This window comes from Parasphingorhabdus sp., assembly GCF_039939955.1.
Classification (GTDB): Bacteria; Pseudomonadota; Alphaproteobacteria; order Sphingomonadales; family Sphingomonadaceae; genus Parasphingorhabdus.
This window is the reverse complement of sequence record NZ_JBDVHS010000006.1, coordinates 463,934-489,743: the sequence shown is the minus strand read 5'-3', so window position 1 is coordinate 489,743 and position 25,810 is coordinate 463,934. Positions and strand designations below refer to the sequence as shown.

Genomic DNA, 25,810 nt, shown 5'->3' with positions numbered 1-25,810 from the left:
TCTGGCTGACCGGATCATTCGTTGAGATTGGGGCGCAACCATTGCCGGGCCCGGTCGATGGGGACATCGCGCCGGATTGCATATTCTTCCACTTGATCCTCGCTGATCCGCGCCACACCAAAATAGTCTGCCTCCGGGTGCGCAAAATAGAAACCCGACACAGCAGCGGTGGGTGTCATTGCGAAACTGCTGGTCAGTTCGATACCGGTATTCTCTGTTGCATTGAGCATATCGAACAGGATCGGTTTCAAACTATGGTCCGGACAGGCCGGGTAGCCGGGGGCAGGGCGGATGCCCTGATATTTTTCGCGGATCAAATCCTTGTTGTTCAAGTCCTCTTCTGCGGCATAGCCCCACAGGTCTTTCCGGACATGTTCATGCATGCGTTCGGCAAACGCTTCGGCCAATCGGTCGGCGAGGGCTTTCAACAAGATGCTGTTATAATCATCCTTGTCCATTTCGAAGCGCTGGACATGTTCTTCGATGCCATGACCGGCAGTGACGGCAAAGCCGCCGATCCAATCATTTTCAGTGTCGATAAAATCGGCGAGACAATTGTTTGCCTTGCCGCCACGTTTGACAACCTGTTGCCGCAGCATTGGCAAGGTGAATTCTTCATTTTCCGGAGAAACAAGAATATCATCGGCGTCCCGTCTGGCGCGCCAGATACCGGCGACTCCCTTTGCGGTCAGCCATTTTTCGTCGATAATCTGATCGAGCATTTTCTGGGCATCGCGGAACAGGTCGCTGGCGCTTTCGCCGACGATTTCGTCGGTCAGGATGGCGGGATAATTGCCAGCCAGTTCCCACGCGCGGAAAAAGGGCGTCCAGTCGATATAATCGCGTAATTCCGCAAGATCCCAGTCTTCATATATGTGCAGCCCCGGTTTTGCCGGTGCGGGGGCTTTGCGGGTCATATCGACCTTGGCTGCATTGGCGCGCGCTTCGTTCAATGTCGCCAATTTCTTGCTGGTCTTGCCCGCTCGTGCGATGCGGAGCTGTTCATAATCTTCCCGGGTTTTAGCGACAAAATCGGTCGCTTGTGTGTCGCTGACCAATTGGGAAGCGACGCCCACCGCACGGCTGGCATCGAGAACATAGACGGTTGGGCCGCTATACGCCGGTTCAATGCGTAGCGCCGTATGGGTTTTTGATGTGGTTGCCCCGCCGATGAGCAATGGCATTTGCATTTTCGCCCGCTCCATTTCTTCAGCGACGGTCACCATTTCATCCAGCGATGGCGTGATCAGCCCCGACAGGCCGATGATGTCCGCGTCATTTTCATTGGCGGCCTTCAGGATATCGGTCCAGGCGACCATCACGCCCAGATCAATCACCTCAAAGCCGTTGCATTGCAGTACCACGCCGACGATATTCTTGCCGATATCGTGCACATCACCCTTGACCGTGGCCATGATGATCTTGCCCTTGCCTTTGGCATTTTCGTCTTTCTCGGCTTCGATATAGGGGAAGAGATGGGCGACTGCCTTTTTCATCACGCGTGCGGATTTTACCACCTGCGGCAGGAACATTTTGCCCGAACCGAACAGGTCGCCGACGACATTCATGCCGTCCATCAACGGGCCTTCAATCACTTCGATCGGGCGGCCTTCGCGTTCTTTTACCGCAAGCCGCATTTCCTCGGTATCTTCGATGATATGGGCGTCGATGCCTTTGACCAGCGCGTGTTCCAGCCGTTTGTGCACTTCATAGCCGCGCCATTCTGCCGCCGCTTTTTCAGCCACGGCATCGGTGCCGCGGAATTTTTCGGCAAGAGTGATCAGCCGGTCGGTTGCGTCATCGCGGCGGTCGAGTACCACATCTTCGCAATGGTCGCGGAGTTCCGGATCAATGTCGTCATAAATATCAAGCTGTCCAGCGTTGACGATTGCCATATCCATACCGGCCGGAATGGCGTGATAGAGAAATACGCTGTGCATGGCCCGGCGTACCGGTTCATTGCCACGGAAGCTGAATGACAGGTTAGAAAGGCCGCCCGAAATATGGACGTGCGGACAGCGCGCCTTGATCTCGCGGGTGGCCTCGATGAAATCCAGCCCGTAGCGGCGGTGCTCGTCAATGCCGGTGGCCACTGCAAAGACATTCGGATCGAAGATGATGTCCTCGGGTGGAAAGCCGATCCCGGTGAGCAGCTTGTAAGCCCGTTCGCAGATTTCGACCTTGCGGTCTTTGGTGTCGGCCTGACCGGTTTCATCAAAGGCCATGACCACGACGGCGGCGCCATAGGCCATGCATTTGCGGGCATGTTTGAGGAATTCCTCTTCGCCTTCCTTCATCGAGATAGAGTTGACGATCGGTTTGCCGGACACGCATTTCAGACCGGCCTCGATCACCGACCATTTGCTGCTGTCGATCATTACCGGCACCCGCGCGATATCGGGTTCGGCGGAGATCAGCTTGAGGAAGGTGGTCATCGCATGATGGGCGTCGAGCAGGCCTTCATCCATATTGATGTCGATCACCTGTGCGCCATTTTCGACCTGCTGGCGTGCGACTTCTACCGCGGCTTCATAATCATCATTGAGGATGAGCTTCTTGAACCGCGCAGAGCCGGTAACATTGGTGCGTTCGCCGACATTGACGAAATTGGTGGAAGAGGGCTGTGTCATAATATTGTGATATTATCCGTTGGCCTCGCGTGCAGACGAAAGGCAGTTATTCTTCTTTGGTTCGTTCCGCGCTTGTCTTCGAACCGAACCGAAATTCTGATCGTTTAAGCAGCCATATTGAATGGCTCCAACCCGGAAAGGCGCGTGTGGACCGCAATGGCGGGTATCTTGCGCGGGTCCCACCCCGTGACGGTTTTGGCAATGGCCTCGATGTGCTCCGGCGTTGTGCCACAGCAGCCGCCGACAATATTGACCAGGCCGTCCTTCAACCAGTCTTCGATGAGTTCGGCCGTCTCTTCCGGCATTTCGTCATATTCGCCCAGATCATTCGGTAGACCGGCATTGGGATAGGCCATGACCAGCGTATCCGCTTCCTTCGCTAGCATGGCGAGATGCGGGCGGAGCTGGTCGGCACCGAAGGAACAATTGAGACCGATGGTAAGCGGTTTCAGATGACGCACGGCGTGCCAGAAGGCTTCGACCGTGTGGCCGGAGAGGTTCCGTCCCGATAGATCGGTCAGGGTCATGGAAACCATCAACGGCACATCCCGGCCGCTGGCTTCGGCTGCTTCCATGGCCGCCATTCCGGCGCATTTGGCATTGAGCGTGTCGAAAATGGTTTCGATCAAGAGAAAATCGACTCCACCATCGATCAGCGCGTCGCATTGGGCCCGGTAGACGCCCTTCAGATAATCATAGTCAATTTCGCGGAAGCCCGGATCATTTACGTCAGGTGATAGCGAAAGCGTCTTGTTTGTCGGACCAACAGATCCAGCAACAAAGCGAGGGCGGCCATCTTTTGCTTCGGCTTTTTCACAGGCCGAGCGTGCAATTTCGGCGGATTTGACATTCAGATCGCGCACCAGATGCTCACAGCCATAGTCGGCCTGGCTGATCTCGGTCGAGCTGAACGTATTGGTTTCTATGATGTCGGCGCCGGATTCGAGATAGGATGTGTGAATGGCTTCGATAATATCCGGCCGGGTCAGGCTGAGAAGATCATTATTGCCTTTTTGATCATCGGTTAGTTCAAGAGTGCCACGATAGTCCCGTTCGCCCAATCCATAGTTCTGGATTGCGGTGCCATAGCCGCCATCGAATACTAATATGCGCTCTGCGGCCAATTTTTGCAGTTGTTCGCGTGCGCTGGTCATGCCGCTTGCTCCTGTTGCGTGCTGCCGGGCCGCTTGCCCAGCAAATGGCAGATCGCGTAGCTGAGTTCGGCCCGGTTGAGCGTGTAGAAATGGAATTGGCGGACGCCGCCGGCATAAAGTTTGCGGCATAGTTCCGCTGCGACCGTGGCAGCGATCAGTTGGCGGGCCGAAGGATGGTCATCCAACCCTTCGAAAAGATCATTCATCCATGACGGAATCTCCGCGCCGCACATGCCCGCAAATTTGCGGGTCTGGGCGACATTCGACACCGGCAAAATGCCCGGCACAAGCTCTGCATCAATGCCGGCAGCAGCGGCGGCGTCGCGGAAACGAAAGAAAGCTTCTGCGGTGAAGAAAAATTGCGTGATTGCTCGGCTTGCACCGGCGTCTAGCTTACGTTTCAGATTGTCGAGGTCGCTTTGCGGGCAGTTGGCTTCGGGATGGGTTTCCGGATAAGCCGCAACCGATATTTCAAACGGTGCAATATCGCTCAGACCTTTGACCAGATCCGCTGCGCTGGCATAGCCCTGCGGATGCGGTTCGAAAGCCTGGCCTTCTGAAGGTGGATCGCCGCGCAGGGCAACAATGTGCCGGACGCCTGCTTCCCAATATGAGCGCGCGACATCTGCTATTTCATCCTTGCTGGCGCCGACGCATGTCAAATGGGCCGCCGCCGGAATATTGGTTTCCTTGGCTATTCTTGCGACTGTGGCATGCGTGCGTTCGCGGGTGGTTCCACCAGCACCATAGGTTACGGACACAAACCGCGGGTTGAGTGGTTCAAGGGTCACCACGCTATCCCATAGCGTTTTTTCCATCTTCTCCGATTTGGGAGGAAAAAACTCAAAAGAGACGTCCGCGTCGCCGCTTAGCCCGGCAAATAGCGGAACATCGAGAGCCCGTTTTGCTTCTTCCAGTTCGCTTAGAGCCATCGGCCGTGTTGAATTACTCATGCTGTCGCTCTTTTCAAGTTTTTGGTTTGGGGGGATGATTTTTCGGAATTGGGTTTCAATCTGGTGACCGTGGGTTTCTTGGCGACCCATATTTTTACCGTCAGTTCACCGCCATCGAGCGTTCTGCTTTGGGTTAGCTCTAGCTTTGATGCGGTAAGCCATCGCTTCATACTATCATCACTAAAGCCCAGTCGGGCGTGTGCATGTTCGGTGCGAAGCTCTTCCCGGTCATGTGCGGCAAAGTCTGCAATCAGGACGATTCCATCCGGCTTCAACACACGGGACACTTCGACCAACACAGCCTCTGGATGTTGGGCATAATGCAGGACTTGGTGCAGGATCACGCTATCCGCGGTTTCGTTAGAGGCCGGCAGCTGGTTGAAATCGCCTTGTTTCAATTCCGTTTTCTGTACCAAGTTTGATCCGCTATGGACTTCGCTTTCTAGCAATTTGGACCGAGCAAGCCGCAGCATTTCAGGACTTTTATCGATGGCCACTATGGACTGTGCCGATGGCCCGAATAGTTCGACCATCCGCCCGGTACCGGTCCCGACATCCAGCATTTTTCCTATCTGCGTGTCTCGCAGCAACGCCAGCATCGCCCGCTCAACCTCTGTTTCTGCGATATGTAACGACCGGATCGCATCCCATTCTTCGGCATGTGCGGCGAAATATTGCTCGGCCATGTCTGCGCGTGCCTTGCGGACTAATGAGAGCTGTGCTTGATCTTGCAGGGCCTGTTCGGACTTTGCGACGGAGTCTGAACCGAAAATACGTCCCAAGGTTTCAAGTTCGGCCGCTGGGCCCGGTTTCAAAAAGACCCAACTCCCCTCTTTGCGGCGCTCCGCTAGCCCGGCTTCATCTAATATTCTTATGTGTCGAGAAATGCGGGGCTGACTTTGATCCAAAATCTGCGCCAGCTCGCCAACCGCCAATTCCATTTTTTGCAACAACAGTACGATTCGTAACCGTGTAGGGTCCGCCAAGGCTCTAAAAATGTCTAGGATGTGGTTCATAATGGAATGGTATATAAAGAAATCTTTATATCTGGTCAATCGGCTTGTTTATATAGGGTTGGCTTTTATTCTCGAGCGCTAACCTACGAGAATTTACAATCTGAGAAAATGCCTGAACCGGTTCTTCATTGCGTTCGTTCCGCCATATCGCTAAACACACGCACCGTAGGTTCATGGGGGTAAAAATACTCTCGTCCTGCTTGGTTTTTTAGGAATATAGCAAAGGGTTATCCCAATGAAAAAAGTTACAACATCAATCGCAATGGTCGCAGCACTCGGCTTGGCCGCATGTTCTGGTGCAGAAAATGCTGACACCGGCGTAGAAGAAGCCGTGGAAGGCATGGCAGAAACTGCAGAAGAAGCTGCTGATGATGCCATGGATGCCGCTGAAGGCGCTGCAGACGCCATGGGTGATGCTGCTGCTGACGCAACCGCAGAAGTTAGCGACGCTGCTGACGCTGCTGGTGATGCCGCAGGCGACGCTGCTGATGCCGTTGGTGATGCTGCTGATGCTGCTGGCGATGCCGTTAAAGATGCTGCCAACAGTGCAGTAGACAAAGCTGCCGCTGCTGCGAAAAAAGTAGTTGAATAAGCTTTTCAAGATTTGAAGAAAAAGGGCTGCCTCCGGGTGGCCCTTTTTTTGTCTATGGTCCTGTCGGAATTGGCTTTATAGAGATCGCATGAGAAACATCTTCCTTTTCATGATGCTGTCCGGTTTGGCCGCTTGCGGTTCTGCACCCAATGATCCCGGCCCTGGCGGCGTGACGGTCGGTGAAGCGCAAGCTTTGGATGAAGCGGCTAAAATGCTCGACGAGCGTAACGCACTGCCGGAACTGATCGACAATAAGACAACGGTTCCCGCTGCGACTGAATAGAGGTTAGTTCGGGTGGTATCGGCCCACGGCTCGCGTCACGGCTTGCATTAAACGCATCCGCTCTGGAACAGAAGCCGTCGTATTGCCCAGCATTACGACCACGGCATAGCGTGTGCCGTCTGGGGCGGTCATGATACCAATATCATTATATCCGGTTGCAACTGAACCGAGAACCTGTCCGGTACCGGTTTTGTGCAGAAATTCCCAGCCTGCTGGTACGCCCGCTTTCAATCGTTTCGGGCCGCTCCGTGTGCGTTTCAATATGGATTGCAACAATCGCGTTGAATTTCTGGATAGCAGCTCACCACGGGCCAATTTATCCAGAGCACGGACAATTGCGCGGGGGCTCGCCCCATCCACTGGATCGGCGAGATAAGCGTTCAGCGATTGCCGGCGTTCTTCAACGGGTATTTTGGCCCGGGCGGCATAGAATGAACGCCGATAAGACAGGTCCTGTTTCCATTCGACGCCTGCTATTCCGCTTTGCAGCAATCGCTCTCCGGGACCGAAGCGAATTTTCCCGAGAGAGTTTTTCGCGACAAAGCTGCGCACCGCCTCCGGGCCGCCTGCATGACGAAGCAAAGCATCATTTGCGGTGTTATCGCTGCTCGCCAGAGCTTTCTCAAGCAAGGTGTAGACAGATTTAACGACAGCACCTTCCCGCTCCACTTCAGCCGCCATCGGTTGGTAAAATACCGTCAGGTCCTCTTTACCAATGCGGATGGCATCCGAGAGCGATGCCCGGCCTTGATCGATCTTGTCGAGCATGGTCATGGCGACCCAAATTTTGGATACACTTTGCTGCGGGAAATATTCGTCGACCCGATGACCAAATTCCCATTCGCCATCGATCCGTTTGACGGCAATTCCGGTTTTGCCCGGGAAGGCCCGCCATAGTTCAGCAATTTCGCGAACTAGCGCAGGATTCGGCTTCTGACGAGATTGATCAGCTCGGGGCTGAGCCGCAGGTGCCGGGTTTTGATAGGTGGGCGGCGGTGTGGACTGCGTTGGCCGTGCTACCGATCGATTGGAAGGGGATACGCATGCGGTCAATGTCGCGGTTAGCAGCAACATCCATATATATCGGAAAGAGGTCATATACTGTCGATCATCTACTATCGGATTACTCATATAGCCTTCTAGCTAAGTGCCTCTGTCTGAACAGGGCCATAATCGAGGATTGCGATGAACGATTCTTCTGCTGCGACAGATTGCTGGCCTTGGCCCGAAAACCTGGTGACGCTCAACAGAAATCCACTATTTCTTGACGCCAAAATTCAGTCTGCGTGTAACGCTATAGTCCAGCGTATTTACAACGAAATAGGATAGGGTCCAGCGCAGACGGTTGAGAAAAGACTGGCGGGACTTGTGCAGTTCCGGGGTGATTGCTTTTGTGTTCTCGTGCAAAATGTCGATGACCTCTCTCGCTCGACCGGCGAAGGTCGCATCTTCGATCCGTAACATCATTTCAACATTGATAAACAGGCTGCGCAGGTCAAAATTGGCCGAACCAATATAAACGGCATCGTCGACAATCACCAATTTCATGTGCAGCCGTTTGGGCTGGTATTCGAAAAGATGCGCGCGTCGTTTGAGTAGATATCCATATAGTAATCTGCTCGCGCCGATCGTGGCCGCATTGTCGGTTTTCCCGGGTAAGATAATCCGGCTTTTCCCGCCCCGTTTCGACAAGCCGCCGATCCGACGCAAAAGCCCTTGGCCCGGCGAAAAATAGGCGGTTACCAGATCTAGGCTGCTGCCCTTTTCAAGGTCCTTCTTGATCGCCCATGCCCAACGGCTCAAGCGATTGCTCGGTCCGCCCAAGAGCCAGCGAAACGGACCGTCCCCGGCATCCCAGTTTCGCAGCATTTTCCGAAGAGCACGGACGTTGCCATTATTCTGGTAGACCCAGTTGGACAGCAATTGATAATATTGATTCAGGTTCGCAACCTCGGGTCCCTTGATCACCAGACCAAGATCCTCCCAGCTATCGCTAATCGACGCGCCATCCTTCTCCCGCATGGGCATCTCAAAATATTGATCGGCAATGTTGAATCCGCCGATCAGGGCACAACATTCATCTGCGATGATCATTTTCTGATGATTGCGGATAAAATAGCTAGTGGAAAATCGGGGAATGAAAATTCGGAATTTTCCACCCGCTTCGATCAACGGCTCGAAGAATTTTCGAGAGCTGCTGTTGGAACCGAAACTGTCGACTATCATTTCGACCGCTACACCGCGTTTGCAAGCATCGATCAAAAGGTCGAGGGTCATCTTCCCCGTGCGATCATCTTCGAACATATAGAAAAACAGCTTCAGGCTTTTCTCAGCTGCCTTGATAATGTCTTGTACAGCGGAGAGGCGCTCCGCCGACCTGTGGACAAGGCGCAGCCGATTCTCTCCGACGGCACACCATTGTGGTGCATCGGGTTGTAATATTGAGCTGTTGACGCTGTTGTTTGCCATGATTTGGAGACATAGATTATCGTCAGCCTACCGACAATTCATTAGATTGCTGTCAGAGCAATGTGAGACTCCAGTTTTGTTGACAAATCCCGCCCCGATGCCTAGATGCAGGCCTCATTTTCCAAAAGTTTGCAGAATCAGGAGCGCCTTATGGCTCGCGTTACGGTTGAAGATTGTGTCGATAAAGTAACAAACCGGTTTGATCTGGTATTGTTTGCCGCCCAACGTGCACGCGAGGTTTCTGGCGGTGCTGAGCTGACTATTGACCGCGACCGTGACAAAAACCCGGTTGTGGCTCTGCGTGAGATTGCAGAAGAAACGGTCAAGCCGAAGGATCTGCAGGAAAGCCTGACTCAATCGCTTCAGAAGGTTCTCATCGATGATGATGATACACCGGATGAAATCGGTTCGATCAGCCAGTCGGCAGAAGCCCTTCGCCTTACGGCTGCTGCGCCACCACGTAGTGCTGGTGTCGCCGGAGACTATGGTCGCCGCTAAGCCAGTCGCGCTATCGCGCTGTTCGTATTGAGATAAAAGAAAAGGCCGCCGGGATAATCCCGAGCGGCCTTTTCTTTTGGCTTCCATTGTTGGAAGGTTAAGCGCCTTGCGGTTTGGGGTCGCCAAACGGGCCCTTTTTCTTCCGCCCTGCTTTCGGGATCGATGTGCCGGCCGATGGTACTGCGGTGGGTTTGACGACATCACCGTCTGGCCGCGCGAGCTTACCGTTTTCGACGAGTTCGTCGATCTCGTCGCCCGACAGCGTCTCATATTCTAGCAGGGCATTGGCGAGGGCGTGGAGCTGATCCTCATGCTTCGTCAGCAAATGCTTGGCGCGATCATAGCTGTCATCAATCAACTTGCGGATTTCCAAATCAATCTTTTTGGCTGTCTCATTCGACATGTGCACGCGCTGGGATTGCGAATAGCCGAGGAAGGTTTCGCCTTGCTCTTCCTCATATTGCAGAGGTCCCATCTCGTCGGACATGCCCCACTGGGTGACCATGTCGCGTGCGAGTTTTGTCGCATATTGGATATCGCCAGACGCACCGGAAGATACTTTCTCATAGCCGAAGATGATTTCCTCGGCGACGCGTCCACCCATGGATACCGCCAGATTGGCGTGCATCTTGTCGCGGTGATAGCTGTAATTATCACGCTCTGGCAGGCGCATAACCATACCAAGGGCCCGGCCACGGGGAATGATCGTCGCCTTGTGAATGGGATCAGATGCCGGTTCATAGACCGATACAAGAGCATGGCCGGCTTCGTGATAGGCGGTCATTTTCTTTTCGTCCTCGGTCATCACCATGGACTTCCGTTCGGTGCCCATCATGACCTTGTCCTTGGCATCTTCGAATTCGCTCATCGCGACCATCCGTTTGCCACGGCGGGCCGCCATCAGTGCGGCTTCGTTGACGAGGTTGGCGAGATCGGCACCAGAGAATCCCGGCGTGCCACGCGCGATTGTGCGGGCATTGACGTCCGGTGCCAAGGGCACTTTCTTCATATGCACAGCCAGAATCTTCTCGCGGCCTTCGATATCGGGGCGCGGAACAACCACTTGCCGGTCGAAACGACCGGGACGGAGCAGCGCAGGATCAAGCACGTCAGGACGGTTGGTTGCAGCAATGATGATGATGCCTTCATTGGCTTCAAAACCGTCCATCTCGACGAGCAGCTGGTTCAGCGTCTGTTCGCGCTCGTCATTGCCGTTGCCCAAGCCAGCGCCACGATGGCGCCCGACGGCATCGATCTCGTCGATGAAGACGATGCACGGCGCGTTTTTCTTGGCCTGTTCGAACATGTCGCGGACACGGCTGGCGCCGACGCCGACAAACATCTCGACGAAGTCCGAACCGGAAATGGAGAAGAACGGTACGCCCGCTTCGCCGGCAATAGCCCGCGCCAGCAGCGTTTTACCAGTACCAGGCGAACCAACAAGCAATGCGCCTTTTGGAATTTGGCCACCAAGCTTGGCAAAGCGGCCGGGGTTTTTCAGGAACTCGACAATTTCTTCGAGCTCCTCGCGGGCTTCATCAATACCGGCAACATCTTCAAAAGTGACTTTGCCCTGTTTTTCGGTCAGCAGCTTTGCCTTGGACTTGCCAAAGCCCATAGCTCCGGAACCGCTGCCCTTTTGCATCTGGCGCAGCACGAAAAAGGCGATGCCCAGGATCAAGAGGAAAGGCAGTGATTGAACGAGAATGAGCTGCCAGATGCTGGCCTGCTCTTGTGGTTTGCCGCTATATTCGACACCTTTGTCATCCAGCAGATCTACCAGTGAGGGATCGCTACCCACCGGGGTGGTCGAGAATTTGTCGCCATTGGTGAATTCGCCGGTGATCTTGTCGGGCGCGATAGCAATGCTTTTCACGCTGCCTTCTTCGACCTTGTTGCGGAAGGATGAATAGCTGATTCCTGTTCCCGCATCCGATGAGGCACCAGCGCCAAACATCGATACAGTGAGCAGAAGCACAACGATCACGCCAGCCCAGATAAGCATGCTCTTCATCCAGGGGTTTTCTTTAGGATCCTGTTCGTCATTCATTGCGTATCATGTCCTGTAATCATTGTTGCGGCCGATGGACGGCATCACGCCGTGATTTTCTTGCTCCTTTAAAGATAGGACTTTTGCGGCGGATGACAATATGAACGGCAATGTTTTTACCATTCTGCACGATCGTGGCGGATATCAATGACGAAGAGCCAGAAAGTTCAGCTATTCTGCCGCTTTGGAGCTGTCTGAAATGTCCACGTTTCACCCCCGCGACATAGAATATTACCCAATGTGACGGTTTCACCCTTTTTGAGCGCCAAGATTGTCTGGCTAATCTGGCTGCCGCGTGGGGACAGTGCGGGATCGCAAATGTGCAGGGATTTTAACAATAGGCGTCGTTGAATCTCGGATGGAAACTCGGTTTTAGATAGCGTGCAGCCGACATCTGTCCTTTCAATATGTTCCACGGCAAGCTGCTCAACCACCCATTCAATGGCTTCACGGGCGGCGTTCAATGCGCTTGCACTCTGGCTGGAAAGACTGGTGTCAAATCCCGTTAAATCTTTGAGCGTGTTGCGCACCCGCACGCGGTCAAAACTCTGATCATGGTTGGAGGGATCATTGACCGCATCAATGCCTTGATGGGCAACATAGGTTTCTAGTTCTGATTTTTGAAAATGTAGCAAGGGACGGATAATATCGCCTCGTTTTTCCCTGATGCCTGACATCCCATCGATACCGCTCCCACGCAATATCCGCATGATCATGGTTTCCAATTGATCATCAGCATGATGGGCCGTTGCGAGCCAGTGGATGTCTTCCTCCTTCATCCAGTCATGCAGCAATCCATAGCGCGCGCGTCTTGCAGCGCTCTGGATGCTGCCGCGGATAGGTATGACCGGCTTGAGTATCGTGTGCGGGATGTTGCGTTCATGGCAGATAGACGCGACAAATTCCGCTTCTGTTCGAGAAGCAGGGCGCAATCCATGATCAACGGTCGCGGCTGCGATCCTGCCAGGGCAGACCTGCGATGCCAGCAGCAGTAAAGCAAGGCTATCGGGGCCTCCCGATACTGCTAGCCCCAGCTTCTGATCGGTTGACTGTAACGCAGGAACCAGCCGTTCCAGGGCCGCTGCAAACCGATTGTTGAGCGAGGCCGTTTCCTTGCCCATGATCTATTTGCAGTTGGCGGCGGTCTTGCCCGATGTCACACGATTGGCAAGCCGGCCATTGGCGACTTCCGGATAAACGTCCTGCATCTCTGCCAATACCCGACAAGCATCGTCTTTTTTGCCAAGTTGCACTAGCGCCGTGCTCAGGAAATAGAGGCTGTCCGGAGCGCGTTCGCCGCGGGGCCTTTTCTGATAATTTTCATAGAGGGCGACCGAGGCCAAGGCGGGTTTTTTGTCATCGAGATAGGCGCGGCCGAGCAAATTCTGGGCGAAACTCGCACGACGATGATCGGCGTGTTCTTCCGCCGTTTTTTTCAGCTGAGTCTGTGCTTCAGGATAGAATTTGGCTTCCCACAATCTATACCCATAAATATATGCATCTTCCCCGGCATCTCCGGTGTCTGGCATGACGATAGCGGCAACGCCTTCAACCCTTTCCGGATCAGCTGTAGCCTCTGGCGCCGCTACTGCAGGCGAGGCTGATGTGCTGGTTGCTGCTTCCGCTTCGGTCGCTTTCGCTTCGGCTGCCGCCAACCGGTCTTCGATTTTTTTCAGTCGGAATCCGTTTTCTTCGACCTGACCTGTCAGGCTTGCCAGACTGGATTCCAGTGCATCGACACGGGCAATCAGATCGGTAACGGCCGATGTGGTGATTGCAGTCGTCGGCGCTGCAGGGCCGCTTTCCGCTGTGATTTCGGGCTCGAAAAACTTGCCAGAACCACCGGGAAAAACTTTGCGCTGAACCGCGCGCATTTCTTGTTCAAGCCGATCTACGCGCTTGTCTACATTTGCATTTTGTGCCGAAGCTGGTGCGCTGATTAGCAAGCTTGTGAGCAGGATTGTGATACCGAATGTCTTCATCAAAGCCTCCGCTGATTTTGGCGTATATTAACCATATACTGCTCTGAAAAGTAAAGAAAATAGCGCCCAGTTCAGGCTGGACCTTATCGTGCGTCAGACCGCCAGTGTTTCATGCGTTATTTAGTCGGTCGAGAGGTCTGCTGCAGGCGGGCTCACTGGCTCCCGGGCAAGCAAGGCTGCTGCACTGACGCCCACATCCTTGATCGTCCGTTCAGCGGTGCCCAATGGTGGCACCACCTGTCCATCTATCGTAACGGTCAGGGCATCAGGGCGCCCGGTCAGTATCTGGGGTTCGTTAGCATCAGCTGGAACCGTGAATGTGTCTCCGGGTGACATCTGATTTTCGAACAGGCGGGTTCCTTCGCCATCATAGACTTTCATCCAGACGGTTTCGGTCGCAGTCAGTACCACGGTTCCGGTTGTTGATGGCGTGGGCGCGCTGTTTGCGATTGTCTGCGAATTGATATTTTCAGAAACGACTTCGGTCGCAGGGTTCGCGTCGTGTCCTGTAATTGCGGTTGTCTCGCTCGGATTGAGCACCAACGTGCGCCAAGCCATATAGCCGGCAAGCACCAGGACACCGATAGCCGCAGCCGTCCACGCCAGATAGCGGGGTGGGATGCTGGACGGACTAGCCGGAGCATATCCGCTCATTTCCGGTTGGAAAGCTCCATGACCTTTTTGTTCCATCTCCTCGCGTAATTGACTGCCGATAGCAGCATCGCTTAGCCCAACGGTTCTGGCGTAGGATTTTGCAAAACCGATAGTATAGGTTCGTCCAGGAAGCGCTTCAAAGTCACCATTTTCTATTGAACTGAGGTGCCTGTGTGGAATGCGGGTTTTTTTGGCGATATCTTCCAACGACAGATTTTGCTGCTCACGCGCCTGTCGCAACACTTCTCCAGTGTTGTGCAGATTTAGTTCTACATTTTCATCGTCTATGGTTTCTTCGGCCACTCCATACCCCCTCGGCCGGATCATCTTGCGACCCTTTTCGCACGTTCCCGGATATTCCTTTGTAAAAAAAGCCATTTTGTGGGGCAAAAGTCAATGACTATCATTATCGATCGGGCTCATTTTACCATTTTTTAGCCGATCAGCGGAAAATTCGTCGCCTGTTTGGCAAAGAGGCAATCAATCTAGATCGACTCCATGCTCACCTGCCCACTGTTCCAGCCGGGTTCTCGGGTCGGCGGGAGCCTCTTGCAAAATTGCCTCAATCTCCCGCTTCGCTTGTCCGAGATCAAGCGACCGCACCATTGCTTTGACCGGCCCAACCGAAGCCGGGGTGATCGATAAACTCCGGATACCCAATCCCAAAAGCGCTAAAGCATCCAACGGGCGGCCGCCCATTTCTCCACAAATGCTGAGATCAATATTATAGCGTTGTGCATTGTCCGAGGTCCGACGCATGAATCTAAGAATAGCCGGGCTCATCCAGTCAAACCGTTCGGCCAATTTTGGGTTGCTGCGGTCAGCAGCGAACAGAAACTGGGTGAGATCATTGGTCCCGACCGACAGGAAATCAAGTCGATCAGCCATCAAATCCAGACATTCTGCCAAGGCCGGAACCTCAAGCATGGCGCCATATCGGATCTGCGAAGGCAGCATTTTTTTCTGGCCGCGCAGATAAGCGCGTTGGCGTTCAAAGACCGACTTGGCTTCGTCAAACTCCCAGGGTTCGGCGATCATTGGGAACATGATGTTCAATTTTCGTCCGGCCGCAGCCTCAATCAAAGCACGCGCCTGGACTTTCATGAGGGCATTTCTTTCCAGGCCAATGCGGATGGCGCGCCAACCCATGGCCGGATTATCTTCCTTAAACTCACTGGCTTGAAAATAGGGCAGGGGCTTGTCGCCACCAATGTCGACGGTTCGGAATATGACGGGCTTGTCGCCTGCAGCATCCAGCACATCGCGGTAGAAGCGCGTCTGGCCAACGCGTCCCGGCATGGTGGCAGCGACCAAGAACTGAAATTCGGTCCGGAAAAGGCCGATACCGTCTGCGCCTGTAAGATTGAGCAGAGCCATATCATCACGCAAACCGGCGTTGATATTGACGGTGATCCGCACGCCATCTTTCGTTACGGCTTCTTTTTCACGCAATTCGGAATAAGCGGCCCGCTTTCTCTGACTCAGTTCCAACTGTGCGTCAAAGGCCTCCTCCATAGTGGGACTTGGCCGCACAAATAATGTATTCTCGTCGACATTGAGAAGAAGATGGTCATCGTCCCGCACGACTTGACGGATATTTTTTACCTGACCGAGAATCGGTATACCCATCGCGCGGGCAATGATCGTGACATGGGCAGTTAAGGATCCTTCCTCGAGCACCACGCCTTTCAGCTTCCGCCGGTCATATTCAAGCAGTTCCGCCGGCCCGAGATTGCGGGCGATCAAAATTGTGTCCTGTCGCAGCCCCATTTTTGCCGCGGTGCCCATTTGTCCGGAAACGATGCGCAGCAGCCGGTTGGCGAGATCTTCGAGATCGTGCATGCGTTCGGCCAAAAGCGGATCATCAATCTGCCGCATGCGCATGCGGGTATGTTGTTGAACCCTTTCGATTGCTGCTTCGGCAGTCAGGCCGCTGTCGATTGCCTCGTTGATGCGCCGGCTCCAGCCTTCGTCATAGGCAAACATCTTATAGGTCTCGAGCACTTCCTCATGCTCGCCGCCAATGCCGAATTCTGCCTGACTGGTCATCTGATCGATCTGGTCACGCATCTTGTCAAATGCCGAATAGACCCGATGCCGCTCTGCCTCGGTGTCTTCTGCCACCGTATGTTCAATTTTTACCCGGGGCTGATGGAATACGGCATGGCCGCTGGCTTTGCCTTTGACCAGCTTCAAGCCGCTGAGGCTGTTCGCACCATTGTCCAATGTCGCCGTTTCTTCCGCAATATTGTCGTCGACAAATTCGGCGCTGGTGATCAGTTCGGACAAAACCATTGCGGCGGTTTGGAACGCTTCGATTTCTTCTTCGGAATAGCGGCGCGGTTCTACATGCTGGGCGCATAGCACACCGATGGACTTCTGATTTCTGATGATTGGTACGCCGGCAAAGCTGTGAAATTTTTCTTCACCGGTTTCTGGTTGGTATTGGAAATCAGGGTGGCTGGCAGCCTCGTCCAGGTTCAGCGTTTCGACATTTTTCGCGATATAGCCCGTCAGCCCTTGTCCGACGGCAAGCTTTGTGACGTGGACTGCCTCTGCATTGAGCCCGCGGGTGGCGAATAGTTCCAGCAGGCCATCGCGGCGCAAGTAGATCGAGCAGACTTCGCTGCTCACCGCATCGGCGATCGTATCGACAACCTTGTTCAATTTAATTTGCGCATTGCCAGGCGATGCCATGATGGATCGCAGACCGGTCAGGATGTTGCGGGCTGTCTTGGTACTGGAGGGGACAGTTACGGGCATGGTTTTCGCCTAGCAGAAAGGCATAGTGAGTGCGATATCGAAATTTGGGCCTTCGGGCGAAAGCAGGTTTGTCGTGCCCTGTTCTATTCTCGCGCCGTTGTTGGCTTACGGCTAATTGAGCAATTCTTCTTTTAGTCGGAGCTTCTCTTTTTTGAGACTATGGATTCGAACCGTGTCGGGAAATGGGCGGGTTTCTTCTTCATTGATCTTGCGTTCCAGTGCTTCGTGCTTGTTGCGCAATGCTGACATGTGATTCTGAATCATTATAGTCTCCTCAAAATTGTAGTTTTTGAAATTGAAAGAGGATGAAGGCTTCCTTTCCTGCTGTGGTGGCCAAAATATCTTGGCGACCGTTTTCATGATCAATTGTCTTGGTATCGACTTGAACGATGAATAAGGTAAGATTGCAAAATTGTTACATCGACGCAAGGGGGGAGATTGGTCCGGAATGGGGATGAGCGATGAAGAGTTGCAAAGGCGGCTCGAACTGCTGAAAATTGAACATCGCGATCTTGATGAGGCGATTGCCGCTTTGGTTGAAGCGAACAACCGGGATCAGCTCCGTGCCGCGCGACTCAAGAAAAGAAAATTACATTTGCGCGATCGTATCATTTCGCTCGAGAACCAGCTCATTCCGGATATCATCGCGTAAAATGCAGGCGATACTGCGCGTTTGCCATTTGTTAACTACAACTATCCACCAGTTAACCCCTGAAATATGTCTCGTGTCACTATGAAACAAGCGGTCATCGGCTAGTCTAAACATTGAATTGGGCTGTCGACGAAAGACAATATTTTGCTAGGGAACAAATATGTCGGACCGTGAATCACTTTTGACCCTGAAGTTAATGGATGCTCTTTATATCGAAGCGATGGTGCTTGCGGATGAAGCGCGATCCTATTTCGAATCAGGGCGCTTCAACGAGGATTCTGACGAGGATCATCTCCTCGCGGTCTCCTTCTCCTGTGAATCACTTAAAGTGACGACGAGGCTGATGCATTGCATCGCTTGGCTGTTGAGTCAGAAGGCCCTGCACAGCGGGGAATTGAACGACGGCGAAGCATGGAACCATAGCCGCGCACTTGGCCATGCAGCTCCGACGGATCAGAAAGTCGTTGATCGCTTTCCAGAGGAAGCGCGGGAGATTTTCAGGTCGAGTGAAGAATTGTTTGAACGCCTGCAGCGCCTTTCGGCCCGTCTGGACCAAGAAGTCGTAGACGAGTCCGCCGTGCAGGGCATGGTTCGCCAATTACAGAGCGTGTTCTAACCGAACGCTATTGTGATCAGGCGGACGCCGCCTTCACCTCTTCCATCGTCGGATAATCGACATATCCCTCCGGTCCCTGACTATACCAGGTAGGCGTGAAGTCGATCGGGTTAAGCTCTGCGCCTGCCCGGAACCGCTCGACCAAATCTGGATTGGTCATGAACGTCCGCCCGAAGCTGATCGCATCGGCTTTGTTTTCCGCTAGGGCTGCAGTTGCATTTTCTTGGAAATAGTCACTGTTCAGAACCAGTGGGCCGTTAAAGACCGGCCGGATGTTCGGGCTGACCGGTGGTATATCGGTATTGCCATAGGTGCCGTGGGCAGGGGGCTCACGCAGTTCAAGAAAAGAGATGCCGATCTTGTCGAGCAGCTTTGCTGCCGCGGTGAAAGTCTCGATCGGCGTTGCATCATCGGCACCCTGGGAATCGCCATTGGGTGAAAGGCGAACGGCAACCCGATCGCTGCCGAGAGTATCGACAAGCCGCTGGGTCACTTCGCCGAGCAGACGGATGCGGTTTTCAATCGGTCCACCATATTCATCGGTCCGCAAATTTGTACCGGAACGGATGAACTGGTCGATAAGATAGCCATTGGCAGCGTGCAGTTGCACGCCATCAAAGCCAGCTTTTGCAGCATTTTCGGCGGCATTTTGATAATCATCAAGCAGGCCCGGAATTTCGGAAACTTCCAAGGGGCGTGCTTCTTCATAATCCCTTTTGCCCTGATAGGTACGAACGCTGCCTGGTGCGGTTGTTGCGGACGCAGACACGGGCTTCTCGCCATCGAGAAAATCGGGATGCACGATGCGGCCCATATGCCATAGCTGGCAGATGATCCGGCCACCGGCTTGATGCACGCGTTCGACCACAGGTTTCCAAGCTTCGGTCTGTGCATCGGTCCAAATGCCCGGCGCAAAGGGGGTGCCGAGGCCTTGTTGGCTGATCCCGGTCGCTTCAGAAATGATGACGCCGGCACCAGCGCGTTGGCCGTAATACTCGCCCATGACCGGAGTAGGGACATAGTCCATCGTCGCGCGGCAGCGGGTGAGAGGTGCCATGAAGGCGCGGTTAGGGGCCTCGATGGCGCCAACGGTGATGGGATCAAACAATGTGGTCAAAATAGAATTCCCTGAAGCAAGAGGCCTGAATTGTTAATCAAACAGTTAAGAGACAGGTCGCCCAAATGCAATGATTTGAATCCAAGCAATTTCTGTTTATATTGATAGCTCTGATTTCAAAGGAACTCCCATGCCTGCAACGCTTCCTGAAGATCCCACGCTGGATGAAGTGCGCGTCTTTTTAGCGCCTGCACTGGCGGCGCAAGCGGCTTTTGATGGCTGGAATGAGAAAGCCGTATTGGCTGCCGCAGACTTGGCAGATGTAGATGCTGATCTAGCAAGACTGGCGTTTAATGACGGGCCGGTCGACATGATCGACGCTTGGTTTCTGGCAGTCGATGAGCAGATGACGGCGAAATATAGTGCCGATGAGCTGGCTGCGATGAAAATACGGCAACGGATTAAGGCGCTGGTAGAAGCAAGGCTGGAGGCCGTGGCTGCGGATCGCGAAGGTTTGCGGCGCGCCGTGGCTATTCTGGCTGCGCCGCCCCATTTGCGAAGAGCGGCGAAAATGGGTTGGCGGACGGCTGACAAAATGTGGCGGCTCGCAGGAGATACCGCGACGGACTATAATCATTACACCAAACGGACCTTATTGTCGGGCATCTATGCCAGCACGATCAGCGTTTTTCTGGATGATGACAGCGAAGGCTATGCCGACACGCGGGCGTTTTTGGACCGCCGGATCGAAAATGTCATGCAGTTTGAAAAAGTGAAAGCCAAGGTTACGGGCCGTGGTGGCGACCGGTTCAGCATGGCGCGCTTTGTCGGCCGGCTGCGCTATCGTGGAACTTGAGCAACAGGCGCAATAGGCCCGGTCTGGTGCTTAACTTCGGTCAAAAAGGCTTATTATCGGGCAAGAAGGTGTGTCAATCGAGCGCAGATGCACACAAAAAGACTCGCCAAAACAATCCAATATTGATAATCAATCGCAATTAGAAAGGCCGTTTCGCGATTCATGTCAAACTCCACAACTCTGGACCAGCTGTCACTCAAACAAGCTGCTGAAGTCGTAGCGATCGACTGGGAAGCTATTTCCGATACAGAAGGCCGCCGCTTGCGGGCGCTTGGTATTGACGAAGGCGTGTCGGTGGAGAAACTTCACAAGGGAATATTCGGGCTGAATGACCCGATTGCTCTGAAAGTTGGACGAATGATGATAGCGCTCCGTAAATCGCATGCGCAGGCGATATTCGTCCGGCCAACACCGGTGACGATAGCCGCCTGATCCATGACAGATACTGCTCCCCTCATTGTCCTCGCGGGCAACCCCAATTCGGGCAAAAGCTCGCTGTTCAACGCGCTGACCGGAGCGCGCCAAAAGATCGCCAACTATCCTGGCGTGACAGTGGAACGGAAATCCGGTCAGTTCGCTTTTGCTGATGGACGGGCTGCTGAGCTGGTCGACTTGCCGGGCAGCTATAGTCTCGATCCGACCAGCCCTGACGAGCAAGTGACTTGCAACGTCATCATGGGATTGCAGGACGGGGAACGCCAACCCGATGCGATCGTCATCGTCCTCGACGCCGCCAATCTTGACAATCACCTGCGCTTTGCATTGGAAATCATCGCGCTCGGCTTGCCGGTTGTTGTAGCGCTCAACATGATGGACCTAGCGGAACGAGACGGATTGACGCTCGATTTAGTGAAATTACAAAAAGCCTTGGGCGTTCCGGTCGTTCCAACGGTGGCGGTGCGCCGGCGCGGTTTGGAAGATTTGTCGACAGCATTGGAAGACCGTCTCAAGACCGCCAAAGCCAAGCCGAAACCGGTGGTTAGCAAAGCGGCTAACCAAGGATTGCACAAACGGGCAAAGCTGATAGCCGATCAGGCGATTCTTTCCGAAACCGTTGGACGGCGGTGGTCAGCGAGAATGGATTCCATTCTCCTGCACCCCTATGTTGGGCCGTTCATATTGTTCGCGGTTCTGTTCGTCATGTTTCAGGCCGTATTCGCTTGGTCGGAAGCGCCCATTGGCTGGATTGAAGGCGCCAGTGAGTGGGCCGCTGCGGCCGTTGAGGCCAATATGCCGGCCGGTTTCTTGCGGGATTTCATCATTGAAGGGGCTATCGCCGGTGTCGGGTCGGTGGTGGTGTTCCTGCCGCAGATTCTGATCCTGTTCCTGTTTATTTTGTTGCTCGAAGCCAGTGGCTATATGACCCGCGCGGCCTTCATCATGGATCGGTTGATGGCCAGCGTTGGCCTATCCGGGCGGAGCTTCATCCCATTGTTGTCATCCTTTGCCTGTGCCATCCCAGGTATCATGGCGACCCGCAGTATTTCTGATCCCAGGGATCGACTGACGACCATTTTGGTGGCTCCGTTGATGACCTGTGCGGCCCGCCTTCCGGTCTATGCGATCATTATCGGCGCGTTCATTCCGCCAAGCACGGTTGGTCCCGGGATCGGCCTGCAAGGGCTGGTGCTTTTCGGGCTGTATGTGTTCGGCATTGTCGGTGCGATGATCGTGGCATTGGTGTTGCGTTCGACGGTCACCAAAGGACCGAATAGCGGCTTCCTGATGGAAATGCCGAAATATCAGCTACCGCGCCTGCGCGATATATTGATTGGTCTTTGGCAGCGTGCTTGGATTTTCCTGCGTCGCGCCGGTACGATCATCTTTGCCTCCACCGTCGTATTATGGCTGCTGTTGACCTTCCCCAAAGTGCCTGAAGACAGCGCAATGAGCCAGGTTGACTATAGCGCCGCAGGTCGGATCACCAATGTTATCGCACCAATCGTCAAGCCCATTGGCTTTGATCGCGATATCGCGCTTGCCCTGATCCCGGCGATGGCGGCACGAGAAGTCGCTGTGGCGGCGCTTGCCACGACCTATGCGATTGATGCGCCGGATGAAGAGGCCGAAGCAAAATCCCTGACCGAGCGCTTGCAAAGCCGCTGGTCTCTGCCAACGGCACTGGCGTTTCTCGCCTGGTTTGTTTTTGCGCCGCAATGTATCTCGACCATCGCTGTGACCAAACGCGAAACCAATGGCTGGAAATGGCCGATGTTCATGCTCGGCTATCTTTTTGCGCTCGCTTATGTTGCAGCCGGTATTACATATTGGAGTGCCGTCGCCCTCGGTCTATAGAGTCTTCAAGAATCGATATTCAGTCTAGTTTTTTGGGGAATTTGAAATGGCCGGCGGCATCAACAAAGTTATCATTGTAGGCAATCTGGGCAAAGATCCGGAAGTACGGACCTTCAACAATGGCGGAAAAGTCTGCAATTTCAGCGTCGCGACATCCGAAAGCTGGAAAGATCGCCAGACCGGTGAGCGCAAAGAAAAGACCGAATGGCACAATATTTCAATCTACAATGAAGGCTTGGCCGGGGTCGCGGAAAAATATCTGCGCAAGGGCAGCAAAGTCTATCTTGAAGGAAAGTTGCAAACCCGCAAATGGCAGGACCAGTCCGGCAATGATCGCTATTCGACTGATGTCGTGCTGCAGGGCTTTGATGCGAAGATGGAAATGCTCGATAGCCGCCAGGGTGGCGGTGGTCAGGGCGGCGGCTCCAATGACGGCTGGGGCGGCGGTCAAGGCGGTGGCGCACCATCCGGTGGTGGCAACGATAGCTGGGGCCAAACCGGCGGCGGCTCCGGTAGCGGTCAGGGCGGCGGCGCTTTCGACAGCGACCTGGATGACGACGTGCCGTTCTAGGTTTCTCATTCTAGTCTAGTTAATGAAAAACCGGCGATGTCCCGAAAGCGGATGTTGCCGGTTTTTCTTTTTGGAATCAGCCGTACGAACTTTGGTACATTGGCTAGAATGCAGTTATCGCTCAGCCGATTGCGAAGATTGAATAAACCGGGCCGCCCGCGGTTTGCTCTCCGGTTCCGGCTGCAACAACGTCGTTGAGCCAGAGATAGTTTTCCGCGCCAGACTCGAACTTCGCCGTCATCGCCAAGGAATATTCATCTGGCTGCAATAACTCGCCTTTTGCCAGCTTGGCCATGGTTTCCGGCTCCGCCAGAAACCGGCCTTGATAGTTGAGATAGATCATCGCCCCGTCGTCGGTCTTGAGCGGCAAGCGGACATCGATTTCCATCACGCCATCGGGACGGTTGATCACCCAATCGGCGCCCGGCAGGACTTCGCCATTCAGCCGGTCGCCGGAAAATGTGCCGCCGGAGACTGGCGCAATGCGCCGCAACCCAGCAGGTGTTTGACCCATGACCAGCATGCCTGCGAAGTCGACGGTCAGGGATAGGTCTATTAGATGTTCGTGCTTGAGTGTTGCCATGGAGATATGTCTTCCGTTGCTGCAGCAGGCGTGCGCCCAGCGCTATAATTTATGCCCGGTCCGGTCGCGCTTTGTATCGAGATAAAATTCATTATATGGATTGGCAGTAATCTTGACCGGCAGGCGCTCTTCGACCTGCACGCCGGATGCTTCCAATCCTTCCACTTTTTCCGGATTATTGGTCAGCAATTTGACTTTGGGCACGTTGAGCAGCTCCAGCATTCGGGCCGCAATTGAAAAGTCTCGGGCATCAGTAGCAAAGCCCAGGCGCTGGTTCGCGTCGACCGTGTCAAAACCCTGATCCTGCAAGGCATAGGCGCGCAGTTTGTTGATCAAACCGATGCCGCGGCCTTCTTGTCGCAAATAGAGGAGCACGCCCCAAGTCGCTTCGCTCATCTCTCCGAGCGCCGCATGCAGCTGCGGTCCACAGTCGCATTTCAAGCTGCCGAGGACATCGCCGGTCAGGCACTCGCTGTGCAGGCGGACGATGGGAGTGCTGTCGTCGCGCTTGCCAACCACCAGCGCGATATGGTCGGTGGCGTCGGCATCGCTGCGGAAACCATAGATATGGGCATCGGCATTGGCAGCGACCGGTAGTTTTGCATGGGCGCTTATGATTAGCGCATTGGCATCTGCATAGTCCGCTGCATCCTCGGCTCGGATAATATCTTCTGCGTGATCAACGACCACAAATGCAGGGAGCAGGCCTCCTTGACGGGCTAGCTCCATTGCCGCTGTAGCGGCTTGTGGATTGGTCAGTGGCTCGCAGCGGAAAGGACCCTTCATCGGATGACGCATGTCGAGCACGGGATCGACAATGGCGATAATTTCCGCTGCTGTAACAGGCGCGGGAAGGCTGATCTGGATCGGTAGGTTCGGATCAGCCGCCGCAAATTGATTGAGTAATTTCAGCGTCGCTGCACGGCTGGCGGAGATGAGTAGCGAGACGGTCCCGGACGCGGGCAGGGCGGCATCCAGACTGCTGGTTTCTACGGGCAGCAGGTTCAGCCGCGTGCCATTCGATTCCATCCCGATTGGCCAGCCCCGTCTAAGCGCGTCAATCGCGCGGGCGGCGCGCCGGCTTGCCGCCCGCTGGGCCTCGTCTAGAGGCGTTGCGTTCAAAATTTAAATTCCGTGATCAGCGGCGCGTGATCCGAGGGCTTGCCCCAACTGCGCGCATCTTCCAGTACCACATGGCTGACGGCTTTGTCGGCCAGTTCCGGGCTCACCCAGACATGGTCGAGCCGGCGGCCTTTGTCGGATGCACGCCAGTCTTTGGCCCGGTAGCTCCACCAGGTGTAGAGTCGCTCAGGATCAGGGATCAGTTTGCGGCCGATATCAACCCAGCCATGTGCATCGCGCAGCTTATAGAGATGATCGATTTCAATCTGGGTATGGCTCACGACTTTGATCAGCGCCTTATGGTTCCAGACATCAGCTTCCAGCGGAGCGACGTTGAAGTCACCCATCAAGATTGTCGGCTCCTTCAGATTCTTGGACCATTCGGTCATCCGCCCGAAGAAATCGAGTTTTTGACCGAACTTTGGATTTACCTCGCGATCGGCAATTTCTCCGCCTGCGGGAATATAGACATTCTCGATGCGGACACCATTTTGCAGGACAGCGCCGACATGACGGGCTTCGCCATTATTCTGCCAGTCGAAACGCTCATCTTTGTGCAGTGGAACACGGCTGATGGTAGCAACGCCGTGGTGCATCGGCTGACCGTGCAATATCATGTGATTATAGCCGAGGCGTCGGAACATGCCCTCGGGGAATTGTTCGTCCCGTACCTTTGTTTCCTGCAGGCACAAGACATCAGGTGCCTCCTCGGTCAGGAAGCGTTCGACGATGTCGAGACGGGCACGGACGCTGTTAATATTCCAGCTAACGACTTTTAGGGTATCACTCATGCTGAGTCTACTAGCCACGCTCGCGCAGAAACCCAAGCCCAAAGGCAATAGAATCGCTCGCTAATTTTAATGGGCGGGGAATGAAAAACCCCCACCTCCGGGGGCATTAAGGAGGTGGGGGCTAACTCGCGTTCGTCACGCATAGGATGGGTTGAAACATTTATCGTCAGGCAACAGGGGGGAAACCTGACTGTCTCTTCTCATCCTGTAACTGGTTATACCG

The 25,810-nt window shown here is 54.3% G+C and carries 25 protein-coding genes; 9 read left to right on the top strand and 16 right to left on the bottom strand.

Annotation, left to right across the window (positions count from 1 at the left end):
• Positions 1-14: 14 nt before the first annotated feature.
• The 4 genes from metH to ABJG22_RS13415 all read right to left on the bottom strand — a co-directional run bounded on the left by metH (position 15) and on the right by ABJG22_RS13415 (position 5,753).
• Complete coding sequence (gene metH / locus ABJG22_RS13430) at positions 15-2,630, bottom strand: methionine synthase (protein WP_348020777.1); 2,616 nt, start codon at positions 2,628-2,630, stop codon at positions 15-17.
• A gap of 104 nt (positions 2,631-2,734) precedes the next feature.
• Complete coding sequence (locus ABJG22_RS13425; protein ID WP_348020776.1) at positions 2,735-3,784, bottom strand: homocysteine S-methyltransferase family protein; 1,050 nt, start codon at positions 3,782-3,784, stop codon at positions 2,735-2,737.
• Entirely contained in the window at positions 3,781-4,737 is a 957-nt protein-coding gene (gene metF / locus ABJG22_RS13420) for a methylenetetrahydrofolate reductase (protein WP_348020775.1), read from the bottom strand. The genes ABJG22_RS13425 and metF overlap by 4 nt, the downstream gene beginning before the upstream one ends.
• A complete protein-coding gene (locus ABJG22_RS13415) occupies positions 4,734-5,753 on the bottom strand; it encodes a metalloregulator ArsR/SmtB family transcription factor (RefSeq protein WP_348020774.1) in 1,020 nt (339 codons plus the stop codon). The genes metF and ABJG22_RS13415 overlap by 4 nt, the downstream gene beginning before the upstream one ends.
• Before the next feature lie 235 nt (positions 5,754-5,988).
• Here ABJG22_RS13415 and ABJG22_RS13410 point away from each other — a divergent pair, with 235 nt between their 5' ends.
• Both ABJG22_RS13410 and ABJG22_RS13405 read left to right on the top strand, forming a co-directional pair.
• Positions 5,989-6,345, top strand: a complete 357-nt coding sequence (locus tag ABJG22_RS13410; RefSeq protein WP_348020773.1) for a hypothetical protein — start codon at positions 5,989-5,991, stop codon at positions 6,343-6,345.
• Positions 6,346-6,433: 88 nt separating this feature from the next.
• Entirely contained in the window at positions 6,434-6,628 is a 195-nt protein-coding gene (locus tag ABJG22_RS13405) for a hypothetical protein (protein ID WP_348020772.1), read from the top strand.
• Positions 6,629-6,631: 3 nt separating this feature from the next.
• On the opposite strand, the gene ABJG22_RS13400 is transcribed toward ABJG22_RS13405, so the two are convergent.
• Both ABJG22_RS13400 and ABJG22_RS13395 read right to left on the bottom strand, forming a co-directional pair.
• Complete coding sequence (locus ABJG22_RS13400) at positions 6,632-7,726, bottom strand: serine hydrolase (protein WP_348020771.1); 1,095 nt, start codon at positions 7,724-7,726, stop codon at positions 6,632-6,634.
• A 159-nt stretch (positions 7,727-7,885) separates the two neighbouring features.
• On the bottom strand, positions 7,886-9,097 hold the full coding sequence (locus ABJG22_RS13395; RefSeq protein ID WP_348020770.1) for a phosphatidylserine/phosphatidylglycerophosphate/cardiolipin synthase family protein: 1,212 nt from the start codon (positions 9,095-9,097) through the stop codon (positions 7,886-7,888).
• A gap of 150 nt (positions 9,098-9,247) precedes the next feature.
• On the opposite strand from ABJG22_RS13395, the gene rpoZ reads away from it, so the two are divergent.
• Entirely contained in the window at positions 9,248-9,595 is a 348-nt protein-coding gene (gene rpoZ, locus ABJG22_RS13390; protein WP_348020769.1) for a DNA-directed RNA polymerase subunit omega, read from the top strand.
• Positions 9,596-9,692: 97 nt separating this feature from the next.
• On the opposite strand, the gene ftsH is transcribed toward rpoZ, so the two are convergent.
• From ftsH to ABJG22_RS13360, 6 genes are all read right to left on the bottom strand, one after another.
• Positions 9,693-11,645, bottom strand: coding sequence for an ATP-dependent zinc metalloprotease FtsH (gene ftsH / locus ABJG22_RS13385; RefSeq protein ID WP_348020768.1), 1,953 nt, complete (start codon positions 11,643-11,645; stop codon positions 9,693-9,695).
• Positions 11,646-11,812: 167 nt separating this feature from the next.
• Positions 11,813-12,766, bottom strand: a complete 954-nt coding sequence (tilS, locus tag ABJG22_RS13380) for a tRNA lysidine(34) synthetase TilS (RefSeq protein WP_348020767.1) — start codon at positions 12,764-12,766, stop codon at positions 11,813-11,815.
• A 3-nt stretch (positions 12,767-12,769) separates the two neighbouring features.
• Entirely contained in the window at positions 12,770-13,627 is an 858-nt protein-coding gene (locus ABJG22_RS13375; RefSeq protein ID WP_348020766.1) for a hypothetical protein, read from the bottom strand.
• Positions 13,628-13,747: 120 nt separating this feature from the next.
• Positions 13,748-14,659, bottom strand: a complete 912-nt coding sequence (locus ABJG22_RS13370; RefSeq protein WP_348020765.1) for a RodZ domain-containing protein — start codon at positions 14,657-14,659, stop codon at positions 13,748-13,750.
• A gap of 102 nt (positions 14,660-14,761) precedes the next feature.
• Entirely contained in the window at positions 14,762-17,044 is a 2,283-nt protein-coding gene (gene ptsP / locus ABJG22_RS13365) for a phosphoenolpyruvate--protein phosphotransferase (protein ID WP_348020764.1), read from the bottom strand.
• A 111-nt stretch (positions 17,045-17,155) separates the two neighbouring features.
• On the bottom strand, positions 17,156-17,308 hold the full coding sequence (locus ABJG22_RS13360) for a YdcH family protein (RefSeq protein ID WP_348020763.1): 153 nt from the start codon (positions 17,306-17,308) through the stop codon (positions 17,156-17,158).
• Positions 17,309-17,498: 190 nt separating this feature from the next.
• On the opposite strand from ABJG22_RS13360, the gene ABJG22_RS13355 reads away from it, so the two are divergent.
• Together ABJG22_RS13355 and ABJG22_RS13350 are read left to right on the top strand one after the other, a co-directional pair.
• Positions 17,499-17,696 (top strand): DUF465 domain-containing protein, encoded by a 198-nt coding sequence (locus ABJG22_RS13355; RefSeq protein WP_348020762.1) that lies wholly within the window; start codon positions 17,499-17,501, stop codon positions 17,694-17,696.
• A gap of 160 nt (positions 17,697-17,856) precedes the next feature.
• Complete coding sequence (locus ABJG22_RS13350; RefSeq protein WP_348020761.1) at positions 17,857-18,312, top strand: DUF1465 family protein; 456 nt, start codon at positions 17,857-17,859, stop codon at positions 18,310-18,312.
• A 16-nt stretch (positions 18,313-18,328) separates the two neighbouring features.
• Here ABJG22_RS13350 and ABJG22_RS13345 read toward each other — a convergent pair whose 3' ends face one another.
• On the bottom strand, positions 18,329-19,429 hold the full coding sequence (locus tag ABJG22_RS13345) for an alkene reductase (protein ID WP_348020760.1): 1,101 nt from the start codon (positions 19,427-19,429) through the stop codon (positions 18,329-18,331).
• Between the two features lie 130 nt (positions 19,430-19,559).
• Here ABJG22_RS13345 and ABJG22_RS13340 point away from each other — a divergent pair, with 130 nt between their 5' ends.
• The 4 genes from ABJG22_RS13340 (at position 19,560) to ssb (ending at position 23,091) form a co-directional block, all read left to right on the top strand.
• Positions 19,560-20,225 carry a COQ9 family protein gene (locus tag ABJG22_RS13340; protein WP_348020759.1) on the top strand — a complete coding sequence of 222 codons (666 nt, stop codon included), beginning with the start codon at positions 19,560-19,562 and terminating at the stop codon, positions 20,223-20,225.
• 162 nt (positions 20,226-20,387) lie between these two features.
• Positions 20,388-20,657 carry a FeoA family protein gene (locus tag ABJG22_RS13335; RefSeq protein ID WP_348020758.1) on the top strand — a complete coding sequence of 90 codons (270 nt, stop codon included), beginning with the start codon at positions 20,388-20,390 and terminating at the stop codon, positions 20,655-20,657.
• A 3-nt stretch (positions 20,658-20,660) separates the two neighbouring features.
• Positions 20,661-22,520, top strand: coding sequence for a ferrous iron transporter B (locus tag ABJG22_RS13330; protein ID WP_348020757.1), 1,860 nt, complete (start codon positions 20,661-20,663; stop codon positions 22,518-22,520).
• Positions 22,521-22,566: 46 nt separating this feature from the next.
• Positions 22,567-23,091 (top strand): single-stranded DNA-binding protein, encoded by a 525-nt coding sequence (gene ssb / locus ABJG22_RS13325; protein WP_348020756.1) that lies wholly within the window; start codon positions 22,567-22,569, stop codon positions 23,089-23,091.
• A 121-nt stretch (positions 23,092-23,212) separates the two neighbouring features.
• On the opposite strand, the gene ABJG22_RS13320 is transcribed toward ssb, so the two are convergent.
• The 3 genes from ABJG22_RS13320 to xth form a co-directional block, all read right to left on the bottom strand.
• The gene (locus ABJG22_RS13320) at positions 23,213-23,674 is read right to left on the bottom strand and encodes a DUF3237 domain-containing protein (RefSeq protein ID WP_348020755.1); all 462 of its coding nucleotides are present in this window, start codon (positions 23,672-23,674) and stop codon (positions 23,213-23,215) included.
• A gap of 42 nt (positions 23,675-23,716) precedes the next feature.
• Positions 23,717-24,703 carry a GTP cyclohydrolase II gene (ribA, locus tag ABJG22_RS13315; protein WP_348020924.1) on the bottom strand — a complete coding sequence of 329 codons (987 nt, stop codon included), beginning with the start codon at positions 24,701-24,703 and terminating at the stop codon, positions 23,717-23,719.
• 89 nt (positions 24,704-24,792) lie between these two features.
• Positions 24,793-25,587: an exodeoxyribonuclease III gene (xth, locus tag ABJG22_RS13310; protein ID WP_348020754.1), complete on the bottom strand. Its 795-nt coding sequence runs from the start codon at positions 25,585-25,587 to the stop codon at positions 24,793-24,795.
• Positions 25,588-25,810: the final 223 nt, after the last annotated feature.